Annotated in this window: 30 protein-coding genes and 2 pseudogenes; 18 read left to right on the top strand and 14 right to left on the bottom strand. The window is 66.9% G+C overall.

What is annotated here, in order from left to right; all coding sequences use genetic code 11:
- Positions 1–83: 83 nt before the first annotated feature.
- Together QX204_RS12590 and QX204_RS12585 are read left to right on the top strand one after the other, a co-directional pair.
- Positions 84–1,676 carry an FAD-dependent oxidoreductase gene (locus QX204_RS12590; protein WP_301906896.1) on the top strand — a complete coding sequence of 531 codons (1,593 nt, stop codon included), beginning with the start codon at positions 84–86 and terminating at the stop codon, positions 1,674–1,676.
- On the top strand, positions 1,673–2,011 hold the full coding sequence (locus QX204_RS12585) for a 4Fe-4S dicluster domain-containing protein (RefSeq protein WP_301906895.1): 339 nt from the start codon (positions 1,673–1,675) through the stop codon (positions 2,009–2,011). Before QX204_RS12590 ends, QX204_RS12585 begins: the two co-directional genes overlap by 4 nt.
- Here QX204_RS12585 and QX204_RS12580 read toward each other — a convergent pair.
- The gene (locus QX204_RS12580; protein WP_301906894.1) at positions 2,001–2,720 is read right to left on the bottom strand and encodes a 2'-5' RNA ligase family protein; all 720 of its coding nucleotides are present in this window, start codon (positions 2,718–2,720) and stop codon (positions 2,001–2,003) included. The genes QX204_RS12585 and QX204_RS12580 overlap by 11 nt on opposite strands.
- Before the next feature lie 147 nt (positions 2,721–2,867).
- On the opposite strand from QX204_RS12580, the gene QX204_RS12575 reads away from it, so the two are divergent.
- Positions 2,868–3,209 (top strand): LSm family protein, encoded by a 342-nt coding sequence (locus QX204_RS12575; protein ID WP_301906893.1) that lies wholly within the window; start codon positions 2,868–2,870, stop codon positions 3,207–3,209.
- Here the strand turns inward: QX204_RS12575 and QX204_RS12570 are convergent, their stop codons facing one another.
- Positions 3,210–3,611, bottom strand: a complete 402-nt coding sequence (locus QX204_RS12570; RefSeq protein WP_301906892.1) for a YybH family protein — start codon at positions 3,609–3,611, stop codon at positions 3,210–3,212.
- Between the two features lie 78 nt (positions 3,612–3,689).
- Positions 3,690–4,265, bottom strand: coding sequence for a hypothetical protein (locus tag QX204_RS12565; RefSeq protein ID WP_301906891.1), 576 nt, complete (start codon positions 4,263–4,265; stop codon positions 3,690–3,692).
- A gap of 797 nt (positions 4,266–5,062) precedes the next feature.
- Between QX204_RS12565 and QX204_RS12560 the strand changes: the two genes are divergently transcribed.
- Genes QX204_RS12560 through QX204_RS12540 form a run of 5 tightly spaced genes read left to right on the top strand, consistent with a single transcriptional unit; the run spans position 5,063 to position 10,980 of the window.
- Complete coding sequence (locus QX204_RS12560) at positions 5,063–6,532, top strand: condensation domain-containing protein (protein ID WP_301906890.1); 1,470 nt, start codon at positions 5,063–5,065, stop codon at positions 6,530–6,532.
- 4 nt (positions 6,533–6,536) lie between these two features.
- A complete protein-coding gene (locus tag QX204_RS12555) occupies positions 6,537–7,799 on the top strand; it encodes a glycosyltransferase (protein ID WP_301906889.1) in 1,263 nt (420 codons plus the stop codon).
- Entirely contained in the window at positions 7,796–8,743 is a 948-nt protein-coding gene (locus tag QX204_RS12550) for an efflux ABC transporter ATPase subunit, DrrA-related (protein ID WP_301906887.1), read from the top strand. Before QX204_RS12555 ends, QX204_RS12550 begins: the two co-directional genes overlap by 4 nt.
- A 20-nt stretch (positions 8,744–8,763) precedes the next feature.
- Positions 8,764–9,600, top strand: coding sequence for an ABC transporter permease (locus QX204_RS12545; RefSeq protein ID WP_301906886.1), 837 nt, complete (start codon positions 8,764–8,766; stop codon positions 9,598–9,600).
- Positions 9,601–9,609: 9 nt separating this feature from the next.
- Positions 9,610–10,980, top strand: coding sequence for a hypothetical protein (locus QX204_RS12540; protein ID WP_301906885.1), 1,371 nt, complete (start codon positions 9,610–9,612; stop codon positions 10,978–10,980).
- Between the two features lie 12 nt (positions 10,981–10,992).
- Here QX204_RS12540 and QX204_RS12535 read toward each other — a convergent pair whose 3' ends face one another.
- The 6 genes from QX204_RS12535 to QX204_RS12510 all read right to left on the bottom strand — a co-directional run bounded on the left by QX204_RS12535 (position 10,993) and on the right by QX204_RS12510 (position 14,854).
- Positions 10,993–12,366 carry an FAD-dependent oxidoreductase gene (locus tag QX204_RS12535; protein WP_301906884.1) on the bottom strand — a complete coding sequence of 458 codons (1,374 nt, stop codon included), beginning with the start codon at positions 12,364–12,366 and terminating at the stop codon, positions 10,993–10,995.
- A 58-nt stretch (positions 12,367–12,424) separates the two neighbouring features.
- Positions 12,425–12,754: a hypothetical protein gene (locus tag QX204_RS12530; protein ID WP_301906883.1), complete on the bottom strand. Its 330-nt coding sequence runs from the start codon at positions 12,752–12,754 to the stop codon at positions 12,425–12,427.
- Between the two features lie 58 nt (positions 12,755–12,812).
- Positions 12,813–13,199, bottom strand: coding sequence for a hypothetical protein (locus QX204_RS12525; RefSeq protein WP_301906881.1), 387 nt, complete (start codon positions 13,197–13,199; stop codon positions 12,813–12,815).
- Positions 13,189–13,491 carry a hypothetical protein gene (locus tag QX204_RS12520; RefSeq protein ID WP_131817049.1) on the bottom strand — a complete coding sequence of 101 codons (303 nt, stop codon included), beginning with the start codon at positions 13,489–13,491 and terminating at the stop codon, positions 13,189–13,191. Before QX204_RS12520 ends, QX204_RS12525 begins: the two co-directional genes overlap by 11 nt.
- A 47-nt stretch (positions 13,492–13,538) precedes the next feature.
- Entirely contained in the window at positions 13,539–14,342 is an 804-nt protein-coding gene (locus QX204_RS12515) for a HEAT repeat domain-containing protein (RefSeq protein WP_301906879.1), read from the bottom strand.
- A gap of 194 nt (positions 14,343–14,536) precedes the next feature.
- Entirely contained in the window at positions 14,537–14,854 is a 318-nt protein-coding gene (locus QX204_RS12510; RefSeq protein ID WP_301906878.1) for a GYD domain-containing protein, read from the bottom strand.
- A 339-nt stretch (positions 14,855–15,193) separates the two neighbouring features.
- On the opposite strand from QX204_RS12510, the gene QX204_RS12505 reads away from it, so the two are divergent.
- The 3 genes from QX204_RS12505 to QX204_RS12495 all read left to right on the top strand — a co-directional run bounded on the left by QX204_RS12505 (position 15,194) and on the right by QX204_RS12495 (position 16,945).
- On the top strand, positions 15,194–15,556 hold the full coding sequence (locus QX204_RS12505; RefSeq protein ID WP_301906877.1) for a GFA family protein: 363 nt from the start codon (positions 15,194–15,196) through the stop codon (positions 15,554–15,556).
- A 146-nt stretch (positions 15,557–15,702) separates the two neighbouring features.
- Entirely contained in the window at positions 15,703–16,233 is a 531-nt protein-coding gene (locus QX204_RS12500; protein WP_301906876.1) for an AAA family ATPase, read from the top strand.
- Between the two features lie 505 nt (positions 16,234–16,738).
- The gene (locus QX204_RS12495; RefSeq protein ID WP_301906875.1) at positions 16,739–16,945 is read left to right on the top strand and encodes a hypothetical protein; all 207 of its coding nucleotides are present in this window, start codon (positions 16,739–16,741) and stop codon (positions 16,943–16,945) included.
- Between the two features lie 288 nt (positions 16,946–17,233).
- Here QX204_RS12495 and QX204_RS34435 read toward each other — a convergent pair whose 3' ends face one another.
- Entirely contained in the window at positions 17,234–17,398 is a 165-nt protein-coding gene (locus QX204_RS34435) for a double zinc ribbon domain-containing protein (protein WP_367620181.1), read from the bottom strand.
- Between the two features lie 222 nt (positions 17,399–17,620).
- Here QX204_RS34435 and QX204_RS12490 point away from each other — a divergent pair, with 222 nt between their 5' ends.
- A complete protein-coding gene (locus QX204_RS12490; protein ID WP_301906874.1) occupies positions 17,621–17,857 on the top strand; it encodes a hypothetical protein in 237 nt (78 codons plus the stop codon).
- Positions 17,858–18,302: 445 nt separating this feature from the next.
- Here QX204_RS12490 and QX204_RS12485 read toward each other — a convergent pair whose 3' ends face one another.
- On the bottom strand, positions 18,303–18,815 hold the full coding sequence (locus QX204_RS12485; protein ID WP_301906873.1) for a nitroreductase/quinone reductase family protein: 513 nt from the start codon (positions 18,813–18,815) through the stop codon (positions 18,303–18,305).
- Between the two features lie 162 nt (positions 18,816–18,977).
- Here QX204_RS12485 and QX204_RS12480 point away from each other — a divergent pair, with 162 nt between their 5' ends.
- The 4 genes from QX204_RS12480 to QX204_RS12465 all read left to right on the top strand — a co-directional run bounded on the left by QX204_RS12480 (position 18,978) and on the right by QX204_RS12465 (position 22,796).
- On the top strand, positions 18,978–19,787 hold the full coding sequence (locus QX204_RS12480; RefSeq protein ID WP_301906872.1) for an SDR family NAD(P)-dependent oxidoreductase: 810 nt from the start codon (positions 18,978–18,980) through the stop codon (positions 19,785–19,787).
- 253 nt (positions 19,788–20,040) lie between these two features.
- The gene (locus QX204_RS12475) at positions 20,041–21,180 is read left to right on the top strand and encodes an MFS transporter (RefSeq protein ID WP_301907983.1); all 1,140 of its coding nucleotides are present in this window, start codon (positions 20,041–20,043) and stop codon (positions 21,178–21,180) included.
- A 51-nt stretch (positions 21,181–21,231) separates the two neighbouring features.
- Positions 21,232–21,582, top strand: coding sequence for a hypothetical protein (locus QX204_RS12470; protein WP_301906871.1), 351 nt, complete (start codon positions 21,232–21,234; stop codon positions 21,580–21,582).
- Positions 21,583–21,869: 287 nt separating this feature from the next.
- Positions 21,870–22,796 carry an esterase/lipase family protein gene (locus QX204_RS12465; RefSeq protein ID WP_301906869.1) on the top strand — a complete coding sequence of 309 codons (927 nt, stop codon included), beginning with the start codon at positions 21,870–21,872 and terminating at the stop codon, positions 22,794–22,796.
- A gap of 81 nt (positions 22,797–22,877) precedes the next feature.
- On the opposite strand, the pseudogene QX204_RS12460 reads toward QX204_RS12465, so the two are convergent.
- Together QX204_RS12460 and QX204_RS12455 are read right to left on the bottom strand one after the other, a co-directional pair.
- Positions 22,878–23,117, bottom strand: a pseudogene (locus tag QX204_RS12460) (methylenetetrahydrofolate reductase); the annotation flags it as partial.
- 150 nt (positions 23,118–23,267) lie between these two features.
- Positions 23,268–23,714, bottom strand: a pseudogene (locus tag QX204_RS12455) (serine hydroxymethyltransferase); the annotation flags it as partial.
- A gap of 30 nt (positions 23,715–23,744) precedes the next feature.
- Between QX204_RS12455 and QX204_RS12450 the strand changes: the two are divergent.
- The gene (locus tag QX204_RS12450) at positions 23,745–23,957 is read left to right on the top strand and encodes a hypothetical protein (protein WP_301906867.1); all 213 of its coding nucleotides are present in this window, start codon (positions 23,745–23,747) and stop codon (positions 23,955–23,957) included.
- A 470-nt stretch (positions 23,958–24,427) separates the two neighbouring features.
- On the opposite strand, the gene QX204_RS12445 is transcribed toward QX204_RS12450, so the two are convergent.
- Entirely contained in the window at positions 24,428–25,285 is an 858-nt protein-coding gene (locus tag QX204_RS12445) for a GNAT family N-acetyltransferase (RefSeq protein ID WP_301906865.1), read from the bottom strand.
- A gap of 274 nt (positions 25,286–25,559) precedes the next feature.
- Here QX204_RS12445 and QX204_RS12440 point away from each other — a divergent pair, with 274 nt between their 5' ends.
- Positions 25,560–25,682 (top strand): hypothetical protein, encoded by a 123-nt coding sequence (locus tag QX204_RS12440; protein ID WP_301906864.1) that lies wholly within the window; start codon positions 25,560–25,562, stop codon positions 25,680–25,682.
- Positions 25,683–26,012: the final 330 nt, after the last annotated feature.

Here is a 26,012-nt window from a genome sequence, read left to right as displayed (position 1 = left end):
CACCTTCGTGGCGGGCACCGCGCCCCGGCCCTCGGTGGCCACGACCGTGCGCGCGGCGCGCGCCGACACACACAGGAGCACACATGACCGAACCGTGGCACACCAGTACCGACGTGCTCATCATCGGCGGCGGTCCCGCGGCATCCTGGGCCGCGATCCACGCCCGTGAAGCAGGCGCCGAGGTGATCCTGGTCGACAAGGGCTACTGCGGAACCAGCGGCGCCACAGCGCCTTCCGGCACCGGCGTCTGGTACGTGGCCCCCGAAGCCGACGCCCGTGCCAACGCGAAAGCGAGCAGGGAGGCGCTCGGCGGTCACCTCGCCGACCATTATTGGATGGATCGCGTCCTCGACCAGACCTACGCCAACATGAACCGGCTCGCCGTCGAGGGCCGCTACCCGTTCCCGGTGGACCCGGCCACCGGTGCGCAGTTGCGCACCGGCGTGCAAGGACCGGAGTACATGCGCCGAATGCGGGCGTGGCTCACCCGGCTCGGCGTGCAGGTCCACGATCACTCCCCCGCCCTGGAACTGCTCGTCGACGAGACGGGCGCGGTGCGTGGCGCGGCGGGCTATCAGCGTCAGCTGGATCGGGACTACCGGATCACCGCAGGCGCGGTAGTGCTCGCCACCGGCGGCTGCGCGTTCCTCTCCCGCGCACTGGGCACCAATGTCGACACCGGTGACGGCGCGTTGATGGCGGCCGAAGCGGGCGCACGGTTTTCGGGCATGGAGTTCTCCAACGCCTATGCCATCGTGCCCAAGGGTTCCACCATCACCAAGACCGCCTACTACGGCTATGCCACCTTCTTCGGCGAGGACGGCCGGGTGCTCGAGGAAGCCGGGTCGACCAAGGGCCGCTCGGTGATCGCCCGAACCCTCTTGCAGGAGAAGGTGTTCGCACAGCTCGATCGCGCGGATGACACCGTGCAGGCGCAGATGCGGGTGGGTCAGCCGAACTTCTTCTTGCAGTTCGACCGGCGCGGTATCGATCCGTTCACCGACCGATTCGAGGTCGACCTGCTCGCCGAGGGCACCGTGCGCGGCACCGGCGGCATCGATGTCGTCGACGACCACTGCGCGACAACGGTTCCCGGCCTCTACGTCGCGGGCGACGCGGCCACCCGCGAACGGATCTGTGGTGGTTTCACCGGCGGTGGTAGCCATAACGCCGCGTGGGCGATGTCGTCGGGGAGCTGGGCGGGTGCGGGCGCCGCGCACTATGCCACGACAGCAGGCCGGTCCGGTGGTGCGGTGCACGGGATCGGTGGAGTCGGTTTGCGCCCCACCGAATCACCGTCGGTCACCGCGACCGACGTCGTCACCGCCGCGCAGGACGAGTTGATCCCCTTCGAGAAGAACTATCTGCGCCACGGTGACCGGATGCGCCCCGCTCTGGCCCGGCTCGATGAACTGTGGGATGCCGCGTCGGCGGGTCTGGGCGGCGCGACCGGCGACGAACGGGTCAGGGCCCGGCAGGCCGCGGCGATCACCGCGGTCGGGCGCCTCATGTACCGATCCGCGTTGGCACGCACCGAGACTCGCGGGATGAGCAAACGCGCCGATCATCCCGATCTCGATCCGGCACAGCATCACCACCTGCTGTCGGGTGGGCTCGACGAGCCGTGGGTCGACCCGGCGGGCACCCGCAACTCGGGTCTGGCGGTGGCGTCGTGATCGAACTGCTGCGAGCGCAGGACTGCATCGGCTGCGACAAATGCGTGACGGCCTGCCCCACCAATGTCTTCGATCGCGTCGACGGCGGGATCCCGGTTATCGCGCGGCAATCGGACTGCCAGACCTGCTTCATGTGCGAGGCGTACTGCCCGACCGATGCCCTCTATGTCGCGCCCGAGGTCACGCCGCTGCCGCCGGACGCGGCGGTGCCCACCGAGCACATCGGCCGGTATCGCGAGAAACTCGGTTGGGGGCACGGTCGCACCGCGGGCGCCCGGGTCGCGGTGGGGCCGCGACTCCCGCACGGTGCGCCGCCCCCGCGCCTCAACCCTTGAGCGTGGGTGGTATCGGGTCTCGCAGCGCGCCGAACAGCGGGTCGTCGAACACACTCCGTTCGACGACCGGCTCCGGTTCGCGCAGGAGGTCGGCGGTGCTGACATCGGACCAGTCGTATCGTCCGTCCTCGCACTGCAATTCCACCATCGAGACCGCGGACACCGTGTCGTCGAGGGCGAAGTCGGTAAACCCGTCCTCGGCGAGCGCGGTGCGGATCTCGTGGACCGGTGTCGGCTGGGTCGCCTGGGCCAGCGCCAGGTAGGGGCGCAGCGGCTCCCCGTAGTCGGGGATCCGTTCCCGAATCCACACCTGAGTCAGCGCGTCGGTCAGATCCGCGCGCACCCGCAGCAGTTCGTCCGAGACGGTGATGGGCAATCGGATCGACTCGGCGGTGACCTCCGGCGGTCCGAACGCGAGTTGGAACGGCGCGAGCTCGGCGAGTAGATCGCGCGCGCCTGCCACCAGGGCCGCCAGGTGCACCCCTTTGACCCCGTCGGCGAACCCGATGCCCTGCACACCGATCCGCAGCCGCGCGGCGTCGACCTGTTCGAGGCCGGGCAGCCGCGAGAGGGTGGGCGCGAAGATCTCGAGCAGTTTGTCGGCGACCGGCTGGCTCGGCGCGATCTGCCAGTCGTAGAACGAACGACCCGGTGTCCACCCCGGACGCCACCACCAGCGGCTGGCAACGGTCATCTCGCTCGCGATCATGGTGCGCCACCTCCCGATCTCGCCCGGCACGATCGGCATCGCTGCCTGCGATGCCGGCTACCTCACAGCGACGGTATTCCCGGTGTGATCGGCGAGCAACCTGGTGAGACCGTTCCGTTGCGCCTTCGACGCACTACACTGACTGCCATGCCCGTTCGTCGGCTGATCGCGCTTTCCGCGTTCGCCCTCCTGCTTCCTCTCGCCGTTTCCGCGTGCACCATGACCGGACCCGGCTCCACCTCCGAGTGCACCGTGAGCGGCTGCACCGTCACCTTCGACCGGGGCGTGAGCGCCAAGGCCTCGATCCTCGGTATCGACGCCGAACTCGTCGCCGTGAACGGTGACATGGTCACCCTGAGCGTCGGTGGCCAGCAGATCACGGTTCCGGTCGGCCAGTCCCAGGCCAGCAACGGCACCGATGTCCGTGTCAGCGAGGTGACCGACGACAAGGTCGTCGTCGTCTTCGCGACCGGCCTGAACCCGAACTGATCATCCGGGCACGTTCGACCGACTTTCCGGTGCGCCGACCACCCAGGGCGCGTTCGGTTGATCGAGGATCCAGCGCCAGCTGCCGTCGGGCTGCCTGCGTGCCACCTCCACGGTCGCGCCGGGTCCACCGGGCAGACGCGACGATGTCAGAGCCAAATCGCCCGCGAGCAGGGCGGGCGCCTGGTGACCCGGTTGGAACACGGGTCGATCGGCGACCAGTCGCGCGTAGGCTGCCCGGATCTGATCCACCCCGGTCGCGACGACCCCATCCGGCAGCGCGAGCACCGCGTCGGACTCGTACAGCTCGACGAGACCGTCCACATCACCGGCGTTCAATCGCTCGACCACCAGCCGGCTCAGATCTTCCGGGCGCTGCGCACGTTCTCGCACATTCTCGGCCATCGCCACCCTCCCTCGACTCGGGTTGTGCGACAACGGTAACGCCGGGGTACGACACGAATCGGGCACGCGGCACTGCGGTCAGGGGTGCTCGTGCAGCGTCACCGCGAATCGGTACCAATTTCCGTCATAGGGCGTATAGACGGGTTCATATCCCGCACCGCCGTGGTCCGGCGGCGGAGTTCCCGGCGGGAAGTAGGCCAAGCCGCCGACAATCGCCATGTCATCGATAGTGAACTGGCATCCCCCGTCGTCGGGCCTGACGCCAGTGGCCCGAATGACACCGAACCACTGACCCTCCGATTCCCGGCAATTCCGGGCGGCATCGGTCATCGCTGCCGACGACAGCCACCATCCCACTTTCTCCGGCACCCCGAACCACACCAGGCCCAGTCCGACGATCACCACCACCGGGGCGACGACGACGGCCCGAAAAGCCCGGTACCGAGCACACCCGATCGGCGCCAGGATCATCCAGGACAGCCCGCAGGCCAGCAGCAGCACTACCGCGACAACCCAGCCGAGAAGGTCGATGTGGGTGGCGTCGACCACGAGCGTCACCGCGATCGCCACCGCCGCGAACCCGGTGGTGACCCACATCGACACCGACCATCGCCGTGGCACCTGAACCGTCGCGCGCGTCCCCACCGTCGTCATCAGCCCACTCTACGATCGGCTCGCGCGTCGATGAACGGCGAAACCCCCGAAAGCCAACGGCCTCCAGGGGTTTCACAGAAACAGCGTGATCTCAGCCGATCACAGCGGCGGGAATCCCGACGATCCGGTCGCCATCCAGTTCCAGAACTCGGTGACGCGGTTGAGGACCAACGCCATGATGTCGAGGGCAGTGCTTCCCATTGTCTTCCTTCACATTCGGACGAACACTTCGCACCTTCACCCTAGCAACCGGCCTCGAGTGAGCAACGTTGTGATAACAGACAGATGACGACGCCCGCGCTGGTTTCCGACAACGACCCCATACCGGTCACCGACCCCCGCGCGGTGGATATAGCCGGCCGACCGTCAGCGAATGCACCGATCGCCATATAACGAACGGCATATATGAATTGCGGCAGGTGAACGCAAGGGAAACAAAGTCGAAAGACCACCCCCGCCACTGTGATCGTGCATACAGGGATCGTCCCATCCGGAATGAACAAAATATCTGGAGACAATCACGTACCCGAATGTGCGCGCTGCCAACGCCGAAGCACGACAAGAGAACCCGTCATTCGGCGACATAAAACAGCAGGCGGCAGACTTTTGTTCAATGAAACCGTGATGCCCGTCACCGTATTCCTCTCAGCAGAATCACATATACGATCACTCTCGCCGAGCTTCCCGGAAAATGTAATACCGCCGAAGTTCGACGCATCAGGTGACACAGTGCGGTGTTCTCCCGAATCCCACCCTTCCGCCGCTTCGGCATGCATTCGTCACGAGGTGAACCGGTCATGGAATACACCCACCTGTCCGAATTCGAAATCCGTTCAGGCGTTCTGTCGATGTGGACGCCCGAACTCGCCGCAGACGCGTGGCGGCTCGACGATCGTCCGCTGACCAGCGTGCACGCCGATTACTGCGCGAGCGTCGATCCCGCCGATCCGCTGCCCGGTCGCGGGCGCTGGATCGGCACCGTCTTCGAGATGGATGCCCGCCTCGACGCCCCCACCTGGCGCGAGACGCTGCGACGCTGGCACGCCAGGCACGAGGGTCTGCGCACCACGGTGAGCACCGCGGTCTCGGGCGAACCGCGCAGACTCGTCGCCGCGCCCGCCACCGTCGGAATCACCGAGCAGCCGATAGCCGACCTCACCGACGGCACCCGGATCAACGAATTCCTTCGTGGCACGCTCGAAGAGCGTCTGTCGCCGCTGGTGTGGCCACACTGCCTCGCGGCCACGATCGAGCACGCCGACACCGGCGATTTCACGGTGCTCGTCGCCGCCGATCACTCCGTGATGGACGCCTATTCCCAAGCCATTCTGATCCTCGAGCTGCGCACGCTCTACCGCGAGGTCGCGGCAGGCGACCAGGCGCGCGAGTCCGTCACTTTCGGCAGCGCAGCCGACTTCGCCGTCCTGGAACGGGCGAGCGCGGCCGAACTGGATCCGACCTGCCCCGCGGTCGCCACCTGGCGCGAGTTCCTCGCCGACGGTGCGATGCCGCGCTTCGCCCCCCATGCCCAGCGGCCCGCTCCCGCGGACCTCCCCCAGCCCAGCGTGTCGCGGCGGCTGCTCGATCTCGGCGAACTCGAGCAGATCGAAGCGATCCTCGACCAGGTGCGCCACCGGATGTCGGTAGCGGTGTTCGCCGCGTTGGCTGTGGCCAACCAGCGGCGGTTCGGCGCGAACCGGATGCGCACCGCCATGCCCATCGCGACCCGCCCTGACCTGCGCTGGATGGAATCGATGGGCTGGTTCGTCAATGTGGTGCCGGTCGATATCGCCCTGCCCACCGGCTCGGGCATCGCCGAGGCCATGGACCTCGCACGTGCCGCGCTACGTCGTTCGCGCACCGCCAACGACGCTTCCTGGTCGCGGGTGCTCGGCCTGCTCGAGGTCACCGAGACGCCACGATTCGGCATTTCCTTCCTCGATATCCGGGTCCTGCCCGGCTACGAGTTGGTCGCCGACCTGCGTGGGCGGACCTTGCGCGCGGAGTCGTACTCACCCGACGAGGTGTTCCTGTGGGTGGTGCGCGCGGCCGACGGGCTGTACGTGTCGACCCGGTACCCGGCGGGGTTCCCCGCCGAGGTGATGGACGAATTCCTGACCGCGTTCGGGCAGGCCTTGTCGTCGATCACCGCCGCGGTGCACGCGGGTCCAGCTGTCGACGCGCACTCCGAGGTGCCGATGTCCGCCGCGCCGAGGGAAACACCCCGACCTGCCGACGCGCTTCTTGTCCCCGTGCAGGCGGGATGAGCGGATGCGGTCACTGTTGGCTTTCACCGGCAGCCGGGGCGACGCCCAGCCCGGCATCCTGCTGGCCCGTGCGCTGCGCGAGCGCGGTCACGATGTGACGTTGGCGCTCGCGCCGAACCTCGTCGCCTTCGCCCATGCGCACGGTGTCGCCGCGGTTCCGTTCGGCCGCGATACCGCCGATCTCCTGCACGCACAGCGCACCGACCGACGCTTCATCAGCCGCGATCCGCGTGCCTGGCTGCGGGCGCTGTTCGACCTGCAGCGGCGTGGAGTGCTCGAACAAATCGAGGACCTGCGTGCGCTGGCACCCGGACACGAAGTGGTCGTCGCGGGCATGGCGGGCGAGGAAGCCGCCGAGTCGGTGGCGCGGGCGGTCGGACTGCCGTTCGCGGCCGTGCACTTCTTCCCGATCCAGCCCAACAGCGCGGTCCCTGTCGCACCGGTGCGCTGGGCTGCCCACCTGCCCGGGTTCGTGCACCGATGGGGTTGGTCGGTGCTGGCCCGCGCCCGAGCCGCGGCCCTTGCCCCGGTCCTGCCCGTCGTCACCGGGCCGAATCCGGCGAGCGTGCGAATTCAAGCCTACGACCCGCGGCTGTTTCCTGGTGTGGACGAACAGTTGCCTGGGCCGTTCGTCGGGTTTCCGGTCGATTCGAACGGATTCCTCAGCAGTGCAGCGGTTTCCGCGCCCCCGATGCCGTCACCGACTCTGGATTCGTGGCTGGATGAGGGATCCGCGCCGATCTACGTCGGATTCGGCTCCATGGATGTCGGCGATCCGGCCGCCTTCGTCGCGACCCTACGCGAGGTGTGTGCCCGGCGAGGTCGTCGGCTGCTGCTCGCGTCGGGCTGGGCGACGATCGGTCCGGAACTCGAAGACACCGTCGCGATCGTCGGCCAGGTCGATCACGCCCGAGTCCTGCCTCGCTGTGTCGCGGCCGTGCACCACGGCGGCGCCGGAACGACTGCGGCCGCTCTCAGAGCGGGTGTGCCGCAAGTGATCTGCTCAGTCCAGGCAGACCAGCCCTACTGGGGCCAGGCGTTACAGCGACTCGGCCTCGCGGCCACGATTCCCGCGAAGCAGATCACCGGCGAACGCCTCGACGCACTACTCGATCTGGTCTCACGTCCCGACGTAGTCCTGCGCGCGGCATCGTATTCCGCCGATTTCGCCACCGACGGTGTCGAGCGAGCCGCCGATGCCGTCGAGGCGCTGGCGGGTTCGCCGGTCGCCCCTGACCTGCTCCATTCCGCCGGGAGGCAACTGTGAATACCGATATCGCCATCCGCACCACCGGTCTCGGCAAGTCCTACGGCGATTTCACCGCCGTCGGCAGCGTCGATCTCACCATCGCGGCGGGCACCGTCTTCGCCCTGCTCGGTCCCAACGGCGCGGGCAAGACCACCACGGTCCGCATGCTCGCGACCCTGGTCCGTCCCGATCGCGGCAGCGCCGAGATCTTCGGCTACGACATCGCGCGCGACGCCACCGCCGTGCGATCGATGATCGGGCTCACCGGCCAGTACGCATCGGTCGACGAAACCCTCACCGCCGGTGAGAATTTGCGACTGTTCGGCCGACTGCTCGGGCTCTCCCGCCGCGATGCCGCGCGCCGCAGCGTCGAGTTCCTGGAGGAGTTCGAACTGTCGAAGGTCACCGACCGGCCGGTGAATCAGTTCTCCGGCGGCATGCGGCGGCGGCTCGATCTGGCGGCCACCCTGATCACCGACCCACCGCTGATCTTCCTCGACGAACCGACCACCGGCCTCGACCCGCATACCCGCGACAAGATGTGGGGCGTGATCCGGCGACTCGTCGCCCGTGGCGCGACCGTGCTGCTCACCACGCAATACCTCGAAGAAGCCGACGCCTTGGCCGACCGGATCGCCGTCATCGACCGCGGGACGATCGTCGCCGAGGGCACCGCGGCGCAGCTGAAGTCCTCCATCGGCGACCAGGTGCTGCGCCTGGAACTCGCCGATGCCGCACAGTCCGCCCATGCGGAGGCCATCGTCGTCGAGCTCACCGGCGAGGCGCCCGAAGGGTCCTCGGCGGGCATGCTCACCATCGCGCTCACCGATGCCGGCGCCGCCGCCGACATCGTCGCCGCCTGCCGCGCCGCGGGCATCGCGCTGCGCGGTTTCGCTGTCGACCGCCCCGATCTCAACGAAGTATTCCTCGCTCTGACCGGCACCGACCGCGTCGCCGCCTGATCCGAAAGACCGAGGCCATCATGACTGCCACCCTCACTGAGATCGCCGTGGAACACACCACGCCTCCGATGATCGACCGCCGTCCCCGAATCACCCACGTCAGCCTGCGCGCTTCACTCTTCCAGTCGCTGATGATGGCGTGGCGAGGTCTGCTCACCTTCCGGCACAGCCCGCAGTTGCTCTACGACGCGCTGCTGCTGCCGATCGTGGGGCCGCTGCTGTTCGGCAGCATTTTCGGCACGGCCATCGCGGGCAGCACGCAGGCGTACCTGCCGATTCTGATTCCCGGCGTGCTGGTGCAGATCGTGCTCACCTCGTCGGTGGCCACCGGAGTGCAACTGTCCGAGGACATTCGGTGCGGGGTCTTCGATCGGTTCGTCGCCATGCCGATCGCCCGGTCCGCACCGGTCGCCGGGGCGCTGCTGGCCGGAGCCACCCGATATGTCATCGCCGCGACCACGGTGGTGATCGTCGGGTTCGCGATGGGTTATCGCCCGGATCATCCGGTCGGATTCGTCGCCGGTGCGGTGCTCGTGGTCCTGGCCACCACCGCGATCAGTTGGTTGTTCGCGTTCATCGGCGTCACCGTGTCGAGACCCGCCGCGGTGCAGGGCATGTCGATGCTGGTGCTCACCTTCTTGAGTTTCGCCTCCAACGCGCTGGTGCCCGAGTCGGCGATGCCGACCTGGCTTCGCTATATCTCCGACTACAACCCGGTGTCCTACCTCGTGTCCGCGGTGCGCGGGCTCGCCGAGGACGGTGTCGTCGGCACCGACGCGCTCTGGTCGGTGGTGGCCTCGCTCGTGATCGCCGCTGTCTTCGCACCCCTGACCGTGCGCACCCTGCGTGCTCGCTGAGGAGTTCTGATGACGCTCACTGCCCCGGCCATCGTCACCGCGCCCGTCGCCGTCAACCGGCTCACCGCCGACGACGACCTGTTCCTCAAGCTGCACAGCCTCTACGGCAACGCGCTGGTCAATCAGCTCGCCTGGCGGTTCGACGAGCCACTGGCCCCCGAACTGCTCGCCCGCTTCCACGCCCACTTGGCCCAGGGTTTCCTGGCCCGCCGTGTGCATCCGACCCGGGTTCCGTTCGCCCGTCCCTACTGGCTCCCCGCGACGCAATCGATTCCACTGGGCTGGGATCCGGTGCCCGTCGCCGACGAGGAGATCCTCGACTGGTATTTCGCGCAGAGCCGGGTCGACTTCGATCCCGAGACAGGACAGGTGTGGCGGCTGTCCGCGGCGTCGACCACGGCGGGTGGGACGCTGGTGTCGTTGGTGACCTCGCATGTGGCATCCGACGGCGGCGCGGTGCTGTTCGCCGTCGGCGACGCGCTGGCACGGCTCGATGAGCGCCCGGACTTCGCCACCGGGTCGGGCCGGCTGGTGGGGACATCCCCACAGAACTCGTTGCGCGCGAACGTGATCGATGCGGGTCGACAGCTGCGGGCGGTCGCGAAGGGAATCCGTGCGGCGATCGCCACCCGTGGCGTCACCGAGCCGGACCGCACTCTGCGCCCCGCATCCCCGGCACTTCCCCTTCCGGCCCAGTGGTCACCGGCAGACCTGGTGGTCCAGCTCGACCTCGCCGAGTGGAATGCCGCTGCCACACAGTATTCCGGCACCACCAACGGGCTCCTGATCGCGCTGGGCGCCGGCGTCCTCGGTCGCAGCGGGCGCGTCGGCGACACCGCCGATATCCGCGTGGACATCCCCCATTCGATGCGCACGCCCGAGGACCCCCGCGCCAACGCCACCACCGGCCTGCCGATCTCGGTCGCCTACCGGACCGGCGAACGCATCGACCTCGCCGCCGTCCGCTCCGCCGTGAAGCGGGCCGCCACCGCCTACCGAGACCCGGCCACCACGCCCGCCCTGCAACACCTACAACCGTTGCAGATGATCCTCCCCCGCTTCGTCCTGCGCCATTTCGCCCGCACCGCCAGAGCCCCGGAATGCCTGTGCACCAACCTCGGTGAAACTGCCAGCGGCGTAGCCGATTTCGCGGGCCATCACGCCTCCGCCGTGCTCATGCGCCCGGTCGTCTGCACCAACGACACCACCATGTTCCGCCGAGTCGAGGTTGGCGTGAACCTGTCCTTCTCCACCGACGGCCACACGGTCACCCTGGCCGTCACCGGCGCCGACCCCGACCGGTTCCCCACCCGCGCTGCCCTGCGCGAGCTGTTGTCGGCGGAGTTCGAGTCCTGGGGCCTCACACCCAGCTTCTGGTGACTTTCGAGGTGGTCATCGACCCTTTGCCACCGCACGGACCGCCGCCCTGGCGGCGACGAGGACGGGGTCCCACACCGGTGAAAACGGGGGCGCGTAGCCGAGATCGAGGGCGGTGACCTGTTCCACCGTCATTCTCGCGGTGAGTGCCACCGCCGCGATGTCGATGCGCTTGGCGGCGCCGTCGCGTCCGACGATCTGCACACCGAGCAGGCGACCGGTGCGGCGTTCGGCGAGCATCTTCACCGTCATGGGCTCCGCGCCGGGGAAGTACCCCGCGCGGCCGGTGGATTCGATGGTGACGCAGTGGAACTGCAGCCCGGCACGCCGAGCGTCCTTCTCCCCCAGGCCGGTACGCGCCACTTCCAGGTCACACACCTTGCTCACCGCCGTGCCGACCACCCCGGGGAAGGTGGCATAACCGCCGCCGACACCCGATCCGATCACCTGCCCGTGCTTGTTGGCGTGGGTGCCCAGCGGGATGTGGCGGAGCGTGCCCGACACCAGGTCCAGTACCTCCACACAATCACCGCCGGCCCAGATGTCGTCGTACCCGCGCACGCGCTGGGCGAGATCGGTGAGCAGACCATCGTTCTCGCCCAGCGGAAGACCCGCCTGACGGGCGAGATCAGTCGCCGGGCGGACGCCGATCCCCAGCACGACCACAGCGGCCGGATACTCGGTATCGGCGGTGGTGACGGCACAGACCTTGCCATCGGCGGCCGTCCGCATGCCGGTCACCTCGACGTCACGGATGATCCGTATTCCCATCCCCTCCATGGCTTTTCGCACGAGCGCACCCATGTCCGAGTCCAGCGTGGACATGGGTTCGGCGGCTCGGGTGATCATGGTGACCTCGAATCCCCGACGTACCAACGCCTCGGCCATCTCGACACCGATATACCCGGCACCCACCACGACGGCTTCCCGTCCGGTCGCCGACTCCAGCCCGTCGATGAGCGCCTGCCCGTCATCGAGGGTCTGCACGCCGTACACGCCCTCGGCGTCGATACCGGGCAACGGTGGCCGGATCGGCGTCGCGCCGGTGGCCAGCACGAGTTGGTCGTAACCCGTCCACCCCTGCGCACCGGTGTCGAGATCGCGAGAACGCACCCGTCGCCCCACCGGATCGATCTCGGTCACCTCGGTCCGCATCCGCAGATCGATGTCACGAGCGCGGTGTTCGGCCACCGACCGCGCGATCAGATCATCGGCACCGAGAACATCCCCGGCCACCCAGTACGGAATTCCGCACGCCGAGTACGAGGAGTGGTTGCCCTTCTCGAACACCACGATCTCGAGCTCACCGACATCGCGCAACCTCCGCGCCTGCGACGCCGCCGCCATCCCTGTCGCATCCGCACCGACAACCACCATCCGTCCGCCCATGCCACCACCGTACGAGAGCACGCCCCGGTTTCGGCCACCAGCACCGCGAGTCACCGGTTCAGGACGGACGCCGATCTCCGTTCTCGCGGACATACCGCGCGATTTCCTCGATATACCGCCGGGGACCGGACACGCTTCCCTCGTCGATGGAGTCCCAGCGAAACCGGAGCACAGTTCTGCCCCGTTTCAAGTGGACGCGAACGTAATCGACGCCCGCGTCAGGGCCGTCGTACTCGTAGATCCGAGTCCAGCCGTCGCTGAGGTACCTGTCGCGGAGTTCGTTGAAACACGCGGTGGGTATATCCCGTTCCGTCGGCAGTCTGCGCACAGCCTCGGCGAAATCCGAGAGCGTCGCGTAGAGCACACCGTCAATCGCCCTGCGGGTCATAGCATCCACTTCCGAGTCGAGTCGCACCCTACGACGTTGCGGCGAACCCGCAGCGGGGCTAGATCGTGCGCCGCTCCCATTGCAACGCATCGAGTCGACTTCCCTTGCGCTCCAACCACTCCCAGATGAGATCAGCGACCGATTCACCGTCTCGCACGGTCGTCGATGCCAACTCGTCGAGGGGATCGGGTGAGCGGATCTCGAGGTAGTAGTCGGTGTCGCTGTGACGGTAGGTCTGGATGAATTCGGGGTGGTCGGGGCGGGATACCGTCATGAACGGGCCGCCGCGACTGTATTTCAGTTTGCTGATCCAATAGCCGAGTTGGGTGCGGGTGAGTGTGGTCAGGGTGCGCTCGCCAACCGTCACATCCAGATTTCTGTGAATCGTCGGCGCTGTGTCCGGGAGTACGTCGGTCCACTCGTGGCCGGTTTCGTCATTCTTCATCCGGATACCCCCAGTCGAACGCCACGCGGGCCTGCGGGACGAGTGCTGCCACCCGGCGGGTGAGGCGATCTTCGAAAGCCCCACTCCAGCGGAAGAATCCACTGAAGATCACCGGGTAGTCCGATTTCGCGCGGACGAACAGGCCGTCGGCGGTCTCCTCCATCCAGACGAAGACCTCGTCCTCGAGTCGCTCGTCCTTGAAAACCTCGACGAGCAAGTCGGTCATCCCCACCCACTCGCGTTCGTTCGCGAGCCCCCGAACAGTCAGGGCGACATCGATATTCACTGACACCGGACGAGACTATCGTCCGCCACCGACAACAATTCCCGGCTGCGCGCTCAGGATTCGCGGGCCGCGATCGCGGCTTGGATGCGGCGTAGCGTGCGCAGGCCCTTCTTCGCGGCGACGCTCACCATGCCGTCGAAGACGGTGGAGCCACGATCGTCGGCCATCAGTCGTTCCAGAGTCGGCACGGCGCGGTCGTCGCCGGTCGAACCGAGGGCGACGGCCGCCCAGTATCGCTTGTCGGGATCGTCGCCGGCGGCCGCCTCGATCAGTCTCGGGATGATGTCCGGGGCGAATTCCGACAACGCGCTGGCGATATAGCCGATGCGGTAGTAGCGGCGATTCTCGAATTCGTCCCAGAGAACGGCCAGGGCCGCGTCGCCGCCGATCATGCCGAGCGCTTCGGCGGCGCGCTCGCGCATTCCGCTGATCGAGTCCTGCAGCAGGGGCGCGAGCGCCGGGACCACCGATTCGTCGCCGAGTACGCCGAGCGCGATCACCGCCTGGTCTCGGGCGATGTCCTGTGGGTGGTCCAGCATCGCGATCAAGCCGGGAACCGCCTCCTGGATGCCGAGGGCCGCGCAGCCCATCGCCGCCCACGCCTGGCAGTTGTAGCGGGTGTCGGCGAGAGACGCGAGCAGAGGTTCGCGCAGGGTGTCGTCACCGAAGACCTCCGCCCGGTTCAACGCCCTGCTGTAGAGCGAGCGGTGGTAGTCGGGATAGTCACGCACGAGCGCGCGCAATGTCTCCTTGGCCGATGTGTCGCCGCCCTCAGCGCGCACGAGCAGGAGCCGCAGATTGTCCTCGCGGGTCTCGAGATCGCCGTCTTTGAGGAGTCGCACATCAGCTGGGTTCACCGCCCAACGGTACCTGGCGATCCGCCGGATACTCGACACGCCGCAGGTCACAGCCCCGCGCCCCTCGATACGCCCGTCGGCAGCGCACAGTCCACCCGAACACTGGACCGACCTATCCCGCGTCTCTCGAAGGTGCCCTCTCGGGGCCGCCGCTCCGAGAGGTCATCGAGTGAAGTAGATCCACACCACCACAGTTATGCCGGCGGCCGATAGGTCACTTCTCTAGCTACCGCTTCGTCGATCTGCTCAGCAGTCAGCAAACCCACTGTGTGCGATACAGCAGCACCAGCAGCCGCGGTACGAATCGCGAGCGCTGCGGCTGAGACATCGTCCGGCACATCGCCGATAACATAGAGGTCATCCTCGCCGAATGCGAAGTAACACGCTTCTACTCGGCCACCGACACTCTCCACCATCTCGGTGATAGCCGCACGGCGGGCACTGCCGCCCTCCGCGAGGAGACCTTGCGCTCCTTCTTGGAGATAGCTGACCCGCCACATGTATTTCGGCATACCTACCAGCCTCCGCTGCTCAGGGCGATCTCGGCGAGACCGACCCTACGGGCTCCCACCAAGAGACCATGCAGGGCACAGACACCGTCGTCGCTTCGATGCGGCAACGCAACCACAGCGATATCCGAAACCCTGAGCGCGGACCCATGGGACCCCGACGTTTCTGCAACCGAGCCCGACGTCCGAGCTGAATCGGTCTCCGCCGTCGCACCGACGATCGCTCAGCTACGCAGAGCGGCACACCTCGCATGCTCGCCCCTGAGACGCGGTCGATCCGTGGAACAGGTGTGACAGAGTGACCATGCCTGCTCGGTGCCGTGACCAGCGATAAGGAGCGACGTGAACGGTGGCTGCCTCTGCGGCAATATCCGGTTCTCCGCCACCGGCGACCCGGATTTCCCTCACCTGTGCTCGTGCGAGCACTGTCAGAGGCTTTCCGGTGCCCCGGTGATGTCGTGGGTGTCCTTCCCGGAGGAAGGATTCGCGTGGACCGGTCCGGGTGGGGAACCGACCTGGTTCGAGACCTTCCCGCAGATCTGCCGTGGATTCTGCCCGAAGTGTGGCTCCTCGGTCGCGTCCAAGGGAGATGAAGCAGGCTTGGTGGGAGTCACGATCACGGCCCTGGATGATCATGGCGATTTGGTGCCGGTCAAGCAGAGCTTTGCTCACAACGCAGTGCCGTGGATGGTTCCGCTGAGGTGAGCGAACGTTCGCATCTGCCGAGATCCGCGCGATCCCGAGGGCTGCGGCACCGGCCGCCGACCGCGCTCGACTGAACCACACACGCCTGATTTCCGCACGATTCCTTGCAGGACGCATAGTAGTGACAGGCGTGGAAAGGGGCAGAGTTGCGTATAGGGGTTTCCGGACCGCACGGAACCGGCAAGACGACCTTGGTCGAAGAGCTCTGTGCGCGGCTGGAGCGTGGGCACACAGCGGTGCCGGAACCATACGTACTGCTCGAAGAGGAAGGATACGAATTCGCGTATCCGCCCGTGGCCGCGGACTATTGGGTGCAATTGCGTTACGCGATGCGTCTACTCGGTGATCCCGCGCCCACTGCGGTTTACGACAGGACACCGCTCGATTTCCTCGCATATCTGGCAGCAATCGGCGTCGACACGGAAGCCGGGATCGACGAAACCGCCATACGCACCGCACTGGCGACGCTCGATCTACTGGTGATCGTTCCCATCACTACGGAGACCGAACATGTACTACCCACACCGGAGCTGACCGGGCTCCGGCGCAACGTGAATGATGCTCTGCTGGAACTGGTTTACGTCGACGACATGCTGCTACTCGAGAACGTGCCCATCCTCGAGCTGGCCTGCCCGCTCGACGAGCGCGGCCATGCGGTTCTCCGAGCACTGACATAGGGGCAGCCGGCCAACCGCCCCGCACCCGAGTGCGCGGTCCGCGTCGGCAACTCCGGCGGGCGTAGTAGCGGGAGTAGGCCGCGTTCTCCGTAGTCCGGCTCGTGCGGAACAGCTAGGTCCTCAGCCCGCCATCGCCTTCACAGCACAAGCACAAGCACAAGCACCGATGAGTTTGTGCAGGTGGTGGCGTCTGCATTACAGTTCAGGACTGCTGCACGATCCGCTGACCGCTGGCCCGCGCCAGCGCGGCCGAAACATCGAGTAGACCGCGCAGACCGCGGTCCGGCTTTCCTAGCTGACCGAACGTGCAGGCTCACATGGCGGGGCCACCGAGGAGTCGACCTGCGTGGCAATCGATCGGTGTGTAGTCCGCATAATCGCAGCCAGGGAAGTCGTCGACTCGCGATCCGATGTGACTGTGGTGCAACAGATCTCCCGACAGTCCGCGACGCTCTAGAGTTGCCGCTGGGTCGGGCGGACCGACCCGAGATAGGCGGGAGAGCCGATGAGCGACCACGAAGACGACCTCAAACACGCGCTGATCGAGGAGCAGCACAAGAACCGCGAATTGGACGTCAAGGTAGCGGGTCTCGAACGCCAAGTCGGCGAATTGCAAGCCGACCTCGACGCGGCGACCACCCGGTACGAGGAGCTCGACGGCCTCTACAAGAAGGTCCTGACAGAAGCCGCGGACCTGATACCCGAATCCTGAGCCACGCCCGGGTGTGAGTTCGGCACCTGGGCCGATGTCGACGATGGGTATCCGTCATGCCGAGCTCGCCGCCGGTGGCCGCGAGCTCGGCAGCGGGCGAGCACTCCGACCGATCGTCCGAAATGCGTCCGCCGCGTCGGCCTGAGCGAAGCGGCGATCGAGTCCTCTCGAGTCCCGCCGAGCCCGGGGTCGGACAGGCGTGGGCCAGCCGGCGCCTCTACGATCAGGCCGCTGGTGTGTGGGCGCGGGTGTTCTCGCCGGTGGCGTGATCGCACCCGATCGCCGCGCCTATCGGGCGCGACCGCAGTTCGAGCAGAACAGCGCGCCCGGACCGACCTGGGAACCGCAGCCTTGGCAATCGACGCAGGTGTCGAGCGCGCTGCCACAGGATGGGCAGAACCGGCCGCCGTCGGTGGCCCCCGCAGTGGTCGATGTCGATGTCGACCGCAACACGGCTCGGGCAGTTGCCCGCCGCCGGCCTACGTCGGCGCCACACCGGACGCGGCGACGCCTACCGAAGAACCTAGCCGAGCGCTCGCCTGTTTGATGCTGCCGGAAGAGGGAATTCGAGGTTGTGCCACGCCACAACTCTCAATTGTCAGCGCCGACACTTGTATGCCAGCTCGACGGGCTGCACTGCGACGCGCCGTGAGGGTACACACCCCAGGAGCCGTTTTGCAGTTCTCGACCTCACCACAGCAACCCAACCAGCAGACCACGAACGGCAGTGAAACAGCATCCGGTGCGGCGAACTCTTCGCCCGATGACCGCCTCGTCGTTCGATTGCAGGACCCCGGGCTACGTCGACTGTGCACCCGCGCTGCGGGACTGTCCCTGCAAGCACAATGGCGGTTGGAAGCGGTCGCCGAAGCATTGCGCAACACCGAGGTCGTCATCGCACCGCGAGCGTAGCCTCGGCGATCCGAGGACCATCGCCGTTCGTATCCCGTCTATATCGGGTACGGCGCCGACATGCCAGGAACCGTTCTCCCCACCGGCGCGGCACCTGATTCGGTACGTATCTGCAGGTCGGTCAACGCTTCCCCGCTGCCGAACGCTACGCGTTTCCCACCGCAGGTAATCCAATGGTGCGATGAGCTGCATCCCAACTTCGGACTGGCATGCCACGCTGATGACGAAGGTGGGCGGCCGATTCGGGAGCCTGTCGCCAGGCCCCCTGGACCAGATCCTGGCCGGGGTCAGGTCCTGACGCCAGCCGTCAGTCGCGGAATTTAGCGTGTTCGGCTATCCCGTCGAGTGGCCGAGCCAGCCAGTTACCTATTACGCCCCGACCTGCGCGGTCGGCCGACGTGCACGATGGGTCGGCCCTCTACGTGTGAAGGGCTTCCGAGTGGGCTCAACACTCGCTGTCGAGGGTCAGCACGACCAGCGGCACGGGCCGATCGACCTTGGACTGGAAATCCGCCATCAGTGGGTTATTCGCCAGCACCCAAGCCGCGAACTCACGGTAATCCGCGCCTTCGAGCACAGCGCCGGTCGCCTGGTAGGTCTTGTCGCGGAGTTCGACGGTGACCTGCGGATTCGCCTTGATGTTGTACCACCAGGCCGGGTACTTGTCCTCGATGAACGAGCTCACGTACATGGTGTCATCCCGGTACAGCGGGCCCAGCGGGGTCGTGTGGCGCTTGCCGCTCTTGGCTCCGGTGGTGGTGAGCAGAATGAGGTCCCCGCCCGCGTAGGCACCGCCCACCGCACCCGAGTTCTCCCGGAACTCGGTGATCACATCGGCGTTCCAGTTGGCGATACCGCCCTCGCCGTCCCACGCCTGGTTCCACGGCGCGTCCGGATCGTTGTAGTCGGTGATGTCGTGCTGGTCGGGCTGTCCCGCAGTCAGTTCGGCTTCATTCATGAATCCAGCATGCCGGTGATTTAGGACAGTTGATGTCCTAAATCGACGAGAAACGCACTTCTCGAGGCCCGAAAATGCAACAAGGCCAGACGACAGCGCGATTCGACGCCGTGGTCATCCGATTCCGCGGATGGTGCCGCCACTCACCCTAGGCTGGGGCCCATGAGCCTTCCCTCCCCCGCCGCCGACCGCACCGCGATCGTCACCGGCGCGTCCTCTGGCATCGGTGCCGCGCTGGCCCGTGAACTGGCCGCGCGCGGACACCAGGTCACGCTGGTCGCGCGCAGCGCCGACAAATTGGCCGAACTAGCTGCCGAGATCACCGCGACCGGTGTCCGCGCCGATATCCTCGCCGCCGACCTCGGCGACCGCGAGACCCGCGCCGCGCTGCTCGGTCGCGTCGAAGGGCTCGGTCTCGCGCCCTCGATCCTTGTGAATTGCGCCGGAATCTCCACCCTCGGCCCGGTGCACAAGGCCACCCCGGATGCCGAGATCGCGATGGTCGAACTCGATGTCGTCGCGGTAGTCGATCTGTGCACCCGCTTCCTGCCCGCGATGGTGGCCCGTGGCACGGGAGCGGTGCTCAATGTCGCCTCCACCGGCGCGTTTCAGCCGCTCCCCGGCCAGGCCGGGTACGGCGCGAGCAAGGCGTTCGTGCTGTCCTACACCCAGAGCCTGTCCGGCGAACTGCGTGGCACCGGCGTCACCGCGACCGTGCTGTGCCCGGGGCCGGTCGACACCGGTTTCGGCGAGCGCGCGGGCTTCACTTCCGAGCAGGCGCACGCCGCACTGCCGCCTGTCATGTGGGTATCACCGGAGGTGGTGGCCCGCGTCGGCATCAGCGGCCTGGCCAAGGGCACCATGGTGGCTATCCCGGGCCTGGCCAACCGCGCGGCCGCCGCGCTGGTGCCCTTCCTGCCGAAACGACTTCTGGTGCCTATGCTTTCGCGCCAGCACCCCGGGCTGCGCTGAGCCACTGGCAAGGTCTGCCCGCTTGCTTCCGAGTACGCGTTTGGAGACTGCGACGGGGGTTCCTTCCGATAAAAATCAGCTCGAGCGCCATCATACCGAAAACATCCCATGAATAACTAGGCTGACCGCGACGGTGGGCCGATGGGGTCTTCCCGGTCCGCGAAGGGTGTGCGCAGTGGTATCGGTCGAGGTCGGCTCACTACGGCCGCTGCTGTTCACCGTGTATGTGCCCGCCACCGCCTACGGTATCGGCATGGGCGCGGCGGCACCGGTGATGGCGCTGACCGCACTGGATCTCGGCGCGACCCCCGCCATCGCCGGCCTGACCGTCGCCCTGGTCGGGCTCGGACAGGTCCTCGGCGACATCCCGGCCGGCCAGGTGGTGACACGGCTCGGCGAGCGATTGTCGATCATCGTCGCCAGTACAGCGGGTGCGCTCGGCGTGCTGGCGTGCCTGTTCGCGCCGTCGGTGCCGGTCCTGGGCGCGGGCATGGTCGTGGTCGGCCTGTCCAACGCGGTGTGGGGACTGGCCCGGATGAGTTACCTGTCCGAGGTGGTGCCGTTCGAACGCCGAGCCCGGGCGATGTCACTGTTCGGCGGCGCGATGCGGCTCGGTTTCTTCGTCGGACCGTTCCTCGGAGCACTCGCGATCATCGGAATCGGCACCCGCGGCGGTTTCCTGGTCCAGTTGATCGCCATCGCGATCGCGGGCTGGCTGATGGCCCGGCTGCCGGACCCGCAGGGCGCCGGCGGCACCACCACCGGCTTCCCCTCACCTTCGCTCCTCGACATCTCCCGCACCCACCAGCGGCTACTACTCACGCTGGGCGCCGGATCACTGCTGATGGGGGCGGCGCGCTCGTCTCGGGAAGCTGTACTGCCATTGTGGGCCGACCATCTCGGCGTCAGCGCGGCCACCGCGAGCCTGATCTTCGGCATCGGCGCGGGCCTGGACGTGATATGCGCCTACCCGGCCGGACACCTGATGGACCGCTACGGCAGACGGTTCATCGCAGTGCCCTCACTGGTGATCCTGGCCGTGTCCTACACGGCCGTGCCGTTCACCTCCTCGGCACTGACCTTGTGCATCGCCGCGATCGTGATGGGGATCGGTAACGGCATCGGCAACGGCGTGATCATGACCATCGGCGCCGATGTCGCCCCCGCCGCCACCCGCGCGGAGTTCCTGGCAGCCTGGCGGCTCACCCACGACGCCGGCTTCTTCCTCGGCCCACTGGCGATCAGCGGACTCGCGGCGGCGACCACACTCGGCCTCGCGGTGCTGACCGTCGGTGCGCTGGCCGCGCTGGGCGCGGCGGTGATGGCCCGCTTCATCCCCGTCTACATCCCCTGGCCCCGCCCAATCGGAACCTGTTCGGACGCAACCGGATAGGCGCGCGTCTCGCTGCTCCGAGACGAACAGGCTGGTGTAGTGATGCAGCCGATGACCGCACCCATGCACGGCATCGACGCGGCCCGCGAAGAGTTCAGTGGGATCTGGCGACTATATATCCCGATCGACAACCCACCCGACGCGCCAGGAAAGGGCCTCGACCGCTGGATCACCGAATACTGGAATGACGTTGAACATCATTGGGTGCGCATCGACTTCGAGATCGTCGGCCAGTCGATCCTGGAGCACCAGAAGACCTCCGTGCTGAACAGTTCTCAGTGGCGGAGAAGCATGGACCGCCTTTCGAGAGCATCGACGCCGCAACATTCGGTGTTCACGGGACCGCCAATTGGGGACCAGCCGAGATCCGCGGCAACGCGATCAAGGATCTCGCCGCCCTGAATAAAGTCGAGACTCTCCCATGGGACGAAGGGGCGCATGACCGCGTCATACAACGGTGAGACCGGCGCGGACTACGACTCACTCCTCGACACGATCGCCGTCACCGCCGTCGGCGACGACCTCCACGCTGGGAACACGTCGATGACGCGAATGTTGTGCGATAGCACGAAGACCGAAGCTCTCGGGGGTGGTCGGGGTTCAGTGTATCGACTGTGGGAGACCCGCGAGCTATGGTATGACCGACCGGTCGGTCATGGTGCCGGTCAATGCGTGGAAGAGGAGCGAACATGTCAGGCTGGCCAACTCGAATCGCTGTGTTGTCGGTGGCGGCGATCGTCTCGATATCGAGTCCCCCACGCGCCGTCGCCGAGCCGGAAGCGGCGCCGTCCTACAGCTTCCTCGGCGGGGTGGCGGCACAATTCCTCGCGCCGGACACCTCGCCCACCGGCGCGAACGATTGGAGCTGTCGCCCCGATCGGGCACACCCGCAACCGGTGGTCCTGCTGCACGGCCTCAGCAACCAGACCATCACCTGGAACACTCTCGCGCCCGTCCTGGTTTCCGAGGGATACTGCGTTTTCAGCACCACCTACGGCACGGGACCGCTCGGCTCGGTGGGCGCCGTCGCGCCGATCGAGGAGAGTGCCGTTCAGATCGGCGCGTTCATCGACCGCGTCCTGGCCGCCACCGGCGCTCCCCGAGTCGACCTCGTCGGCCATTCGATGGGCGGCGCGATCCCGTTCTACTACATCAACCATCTGGGTGGCGCGTCGGGGATCGACGACTACATCGCGATGGCGGCCCCATTTCACGGCACCACGCTCAGTGGGATCCAGTCGATGTTCGCCCAGGTTCTCGCTGCCGTGCCCGCCATGGACGCGGCGATTACGCCGCACTGTGGGCCGTGCCAATTCGCCTACGGCTCATCGCATCTGCAGAAGCTCAATCCGGACGCCGCCGTGGCGCCCGACATCGATTTCACGACCATCGTCACGCGCTACGACCAGATAGCTACCCCCTACGACACCGGAATGCTCGAAGGCTCCAACGTACGCAATATCCTGGTCCAGGATCTGTGCGCCCAGGACTACACCGAGCACTACGAACTCACTGCGGACCCGGTGGCGATCGGCGTGGTGATCGCGGCCTTGGCGGACCAGGACATCGCACCCGCGACTTGTCGGCCTGTGCTGCCGTTCGTGGGTCCGGTCTAGGCCAGCGGCCGCCACCGTCGAACTGTCATCGAAACCCCGCAAGCTCGGCCGCGCTATCCGCGTCGATGGCAACCGTGCCGCCAGTGACCTCAACTCGACCACACTGTGCCCCACCGCGGTCAGGTGCGTCACCGGCAGCAGCGTCGTCTCCCGTGCCAGTTCGCCGGTGATGCGGACCGTGCGGTCCTTGGTCGAACCGCCTGCTCCGTAAGTCGTCGACACGAACGCGGGATGCATGCGCTCGAACTCCCGCACCGCCCGCCACAACCGGGCCTCCCCGGCAGCATCACGGGGCGGATTGAACTCCACCGAGAACGGCACACCCACGCCCTCACCGACGTGGGTGCGCAGACTCTGTCCACCGAATGCTGTGTGCTGCTAGCAGTTTCGTGACAGTCGGGTCGCTTCGAACCAGTCGTTGTCATCTCTTGGCCTCCTCGGCCCGCGTCGAACCCACCGACACAGTGGCGCTCAGGCCAGCGTCCAGTCCCCGAGGCCCTGGTAGAGCGGGACGCTCTGGGCCAGCTTGGAGACCCGACCACGCAGCGTGTCGGTGTCGGAGGAGCCCGCGAGGGTGGCGGCGATGATGTCGGCCACCTCGGTGAACTCGGTGTCGCCGAAACCACGGGTCGCCAGCGCGGCCGTGCCGATACGCAGGCCCGAGGTGACCATCGGGGGGCGCGGGTCGAAGGGGACCGCGTTGCGGTTGACGGTGATGCCGACCTCGTGGAGGAGGTCCTCGGCCTGCTGACCGTCGAGCTCGGAGTTGCGCAGGTAGACCAGGACCAGGTGTACGTCCGTGCCGCCGGTGAGGACGGAGACGCCCTTGTCCTTGACGTCGGCGCCGGTCAGACGCTCGGCGAGGATGCGGGCACCGGACAGGTTGCGGACCTGGCGGTCGGCGAACTCCTCGGTGGCTTGCTGCTCGGCATCGCCGGCTCGGTCGCGGTGGCGTGTTCTTGCTCGCTGCTCCATGTTCCGTACGCGCTGACCTCCGCGCCCGGCTTCGACGAGCGGCTGCGACCCTTTCAGTCCTGCGGCGCCGAGAAGGTCACCGAGATCCGAATCCTCGCCACCGCCTCGACCCAAGGCACCGAGGCGATGGCCGCGCAACTGCAGGCCGCGCGCGAGGCGACCACGCAGCCGGCCCGCCCACGGTGAGGCAGTGCTGAGTTCGCTTCGCAGGGAACGCCGGTGTGAATTCAGGGCTGTCCCGCGACTGTGGTCGAGGACCGGCACCGCGACCTTTGCTCTGCCGCATAGCTTTCGGCTACCGAAGGCCGCCCAAACGCAAGGACACCAAATCGGTGAGTTGACTGCCGACTTCGTCGAGCGCACGCACCGATCGCGATGAGGCCGAGACGATGGCGGCGCCCTCGACCGCACACACCGCCGTAGTAGCGAGCGACCGGGCGGCAGACTCGTCCAGCCCCGCGCGTAGGAGTTGCGAGGCGAGCAGGTTCGTCCAGTCGTCGAATACCTCAGCGGCGGCGGCGCGCGCTGATGGGCTGCCGGTGCTCGGCCGGCCTGAACAACTGACCACGCGTTGCGACGACCCCTAGAAATCGCCGTTGCGGCGCGCCACACAGGCGCCCGGACGGCCTCACGTAGATCAGATGTGTCCTGTGGCCTCACCCGAGTTCGAGGGAAGTGACACCGAAAACCCTGTCCTGGAGATGGTTTCGGACGCCACCGGTGTACATGCGCGCGGTCTCGAACGTGGGTGTGAGGCCTGCCGTCTCGGCCAGTAGCACCGCCGGTTCGTTACCCAGTGGCACATCAACCGCCAGTGACGCGCCGTCCGAGGCTCGCGCACACGCGGCGAGCAATTGACGCGCGTCGTCGACCGTGTCAGCGAACAGCGGGCCGACCCGCCAACCGTCGCGGGCGGGGCGGACAGTGCAGAATCCAGTGAGGGTCGCGTCGACGATCCGCAGGAAGGTGCGGTGTGTCGGCTCGGTCAGCCAACGCGTCAGAAACATGGGCCGGGCCGCGGGAACGCAACGCGCGTCGTAGGCGAGCACATCACCCACCTCATCGGGCAGCAGGACGCGAACGGTCCCGTCCGGTGCGGGCAAGGTCGCGACACCGCCGAAACGCGCACTACGATAGGCGAGTTCGAATCCGCTGCGGCGATAGTTGTTCTGCTGGTCCACGACCCCGTCGAGCCCGACCACACGGGCACCCGCGTGGGTGAGCCCCTTTCGCCACGTGGCAATCCCGAAGCCACGTCCGCGTAGATCGGGTCGGACCAGGTAGAAGCCGAGGAAGGCATAGGTGTCGCCGTAGTTCACCACCGAGATCGCCGTGGCGGGCTCCCCGTCGACCCGCCCGAGGAAGAATCCGTGCGGATCCTGGGCGAAGAACGCGCCGCGATCAGCCTCCCCCGGATTCCATCCTTCGGCCGCGGCCCATTCGACGACGGTGTCCCACTCGTCCGGCGTGGCCCGGGTGATGACGAGATCTGCGGGGTGCACAGCAGTTGGCATAGCCTCCACGGTAGCTGCGGGGCTCGCCCCGTATCGGCGGGAGCGCCGCCACCGGAGGCGCTCCCGACAGGCAACATCATGGATTCTGTATTCACTTTCGAGGCATCCCCGAGCGACATCGGGAACGCGGCTTCCCGATCGAGAAGCCACATCCAAGTCGCCGTTTCGGACCCGGGTTCAGGGCGAACCAGCCACTGCAGGCCGGTGCGGGAGCATGGCCAGGTGAGCCTGCACAACGACCTCGACCACTCCCATGAACTTGCGGGTACTACCTATGGTCGAGTGGCAGGCCGCAGCGCGTGCGCACCTGGAGCGGCTCGACGGGTTGGTCGGGCAGTATCGCGAGCGGCGTGTGGCGGGCACCGCCCATCCGGTGACGGATTCTCTGTTCACGTAATAGCGTTCGGAGTGCCTGCGATTGGGCTCAACGTGTTCCAAAACTGCCTATTACCAGCATAAATGAGACAAACCTAGCTCCCAACACTTCTCAACGTTTCCGGTCGTTTCCCGCTGAACTCGTGTCGATCGCGTGTCGGACATCAAGCTTCTGTCGGCATCCGGCAAGCCACAAACCCCGGCTTTGCCAGGGCAGCGGTGATACGTCGCAGCAGCCGACGCCGAATCCCCGCCATTCGCAATGAGTTCCTCAGGCATATAGGCCCCGAGTAACCGCGACGCTTGGTTCCGAGGCAGTACCGCCGCATCTTGCTGAGGTCTGCCTGCGCTG

Source organism: Nocardia sp. PE-7, from assembly GCF_030486425.1.
GTDB classification, from domain to species: Bacteria; Actinomycetota; Actinomycetes; order Mycobacteriales; family Mycobacteriaceae; genus Nocardia; species Nocardia salmonicida_A.
This window is presented reverse-complemented; position numbering and strand designations above follow the sequence as displayed.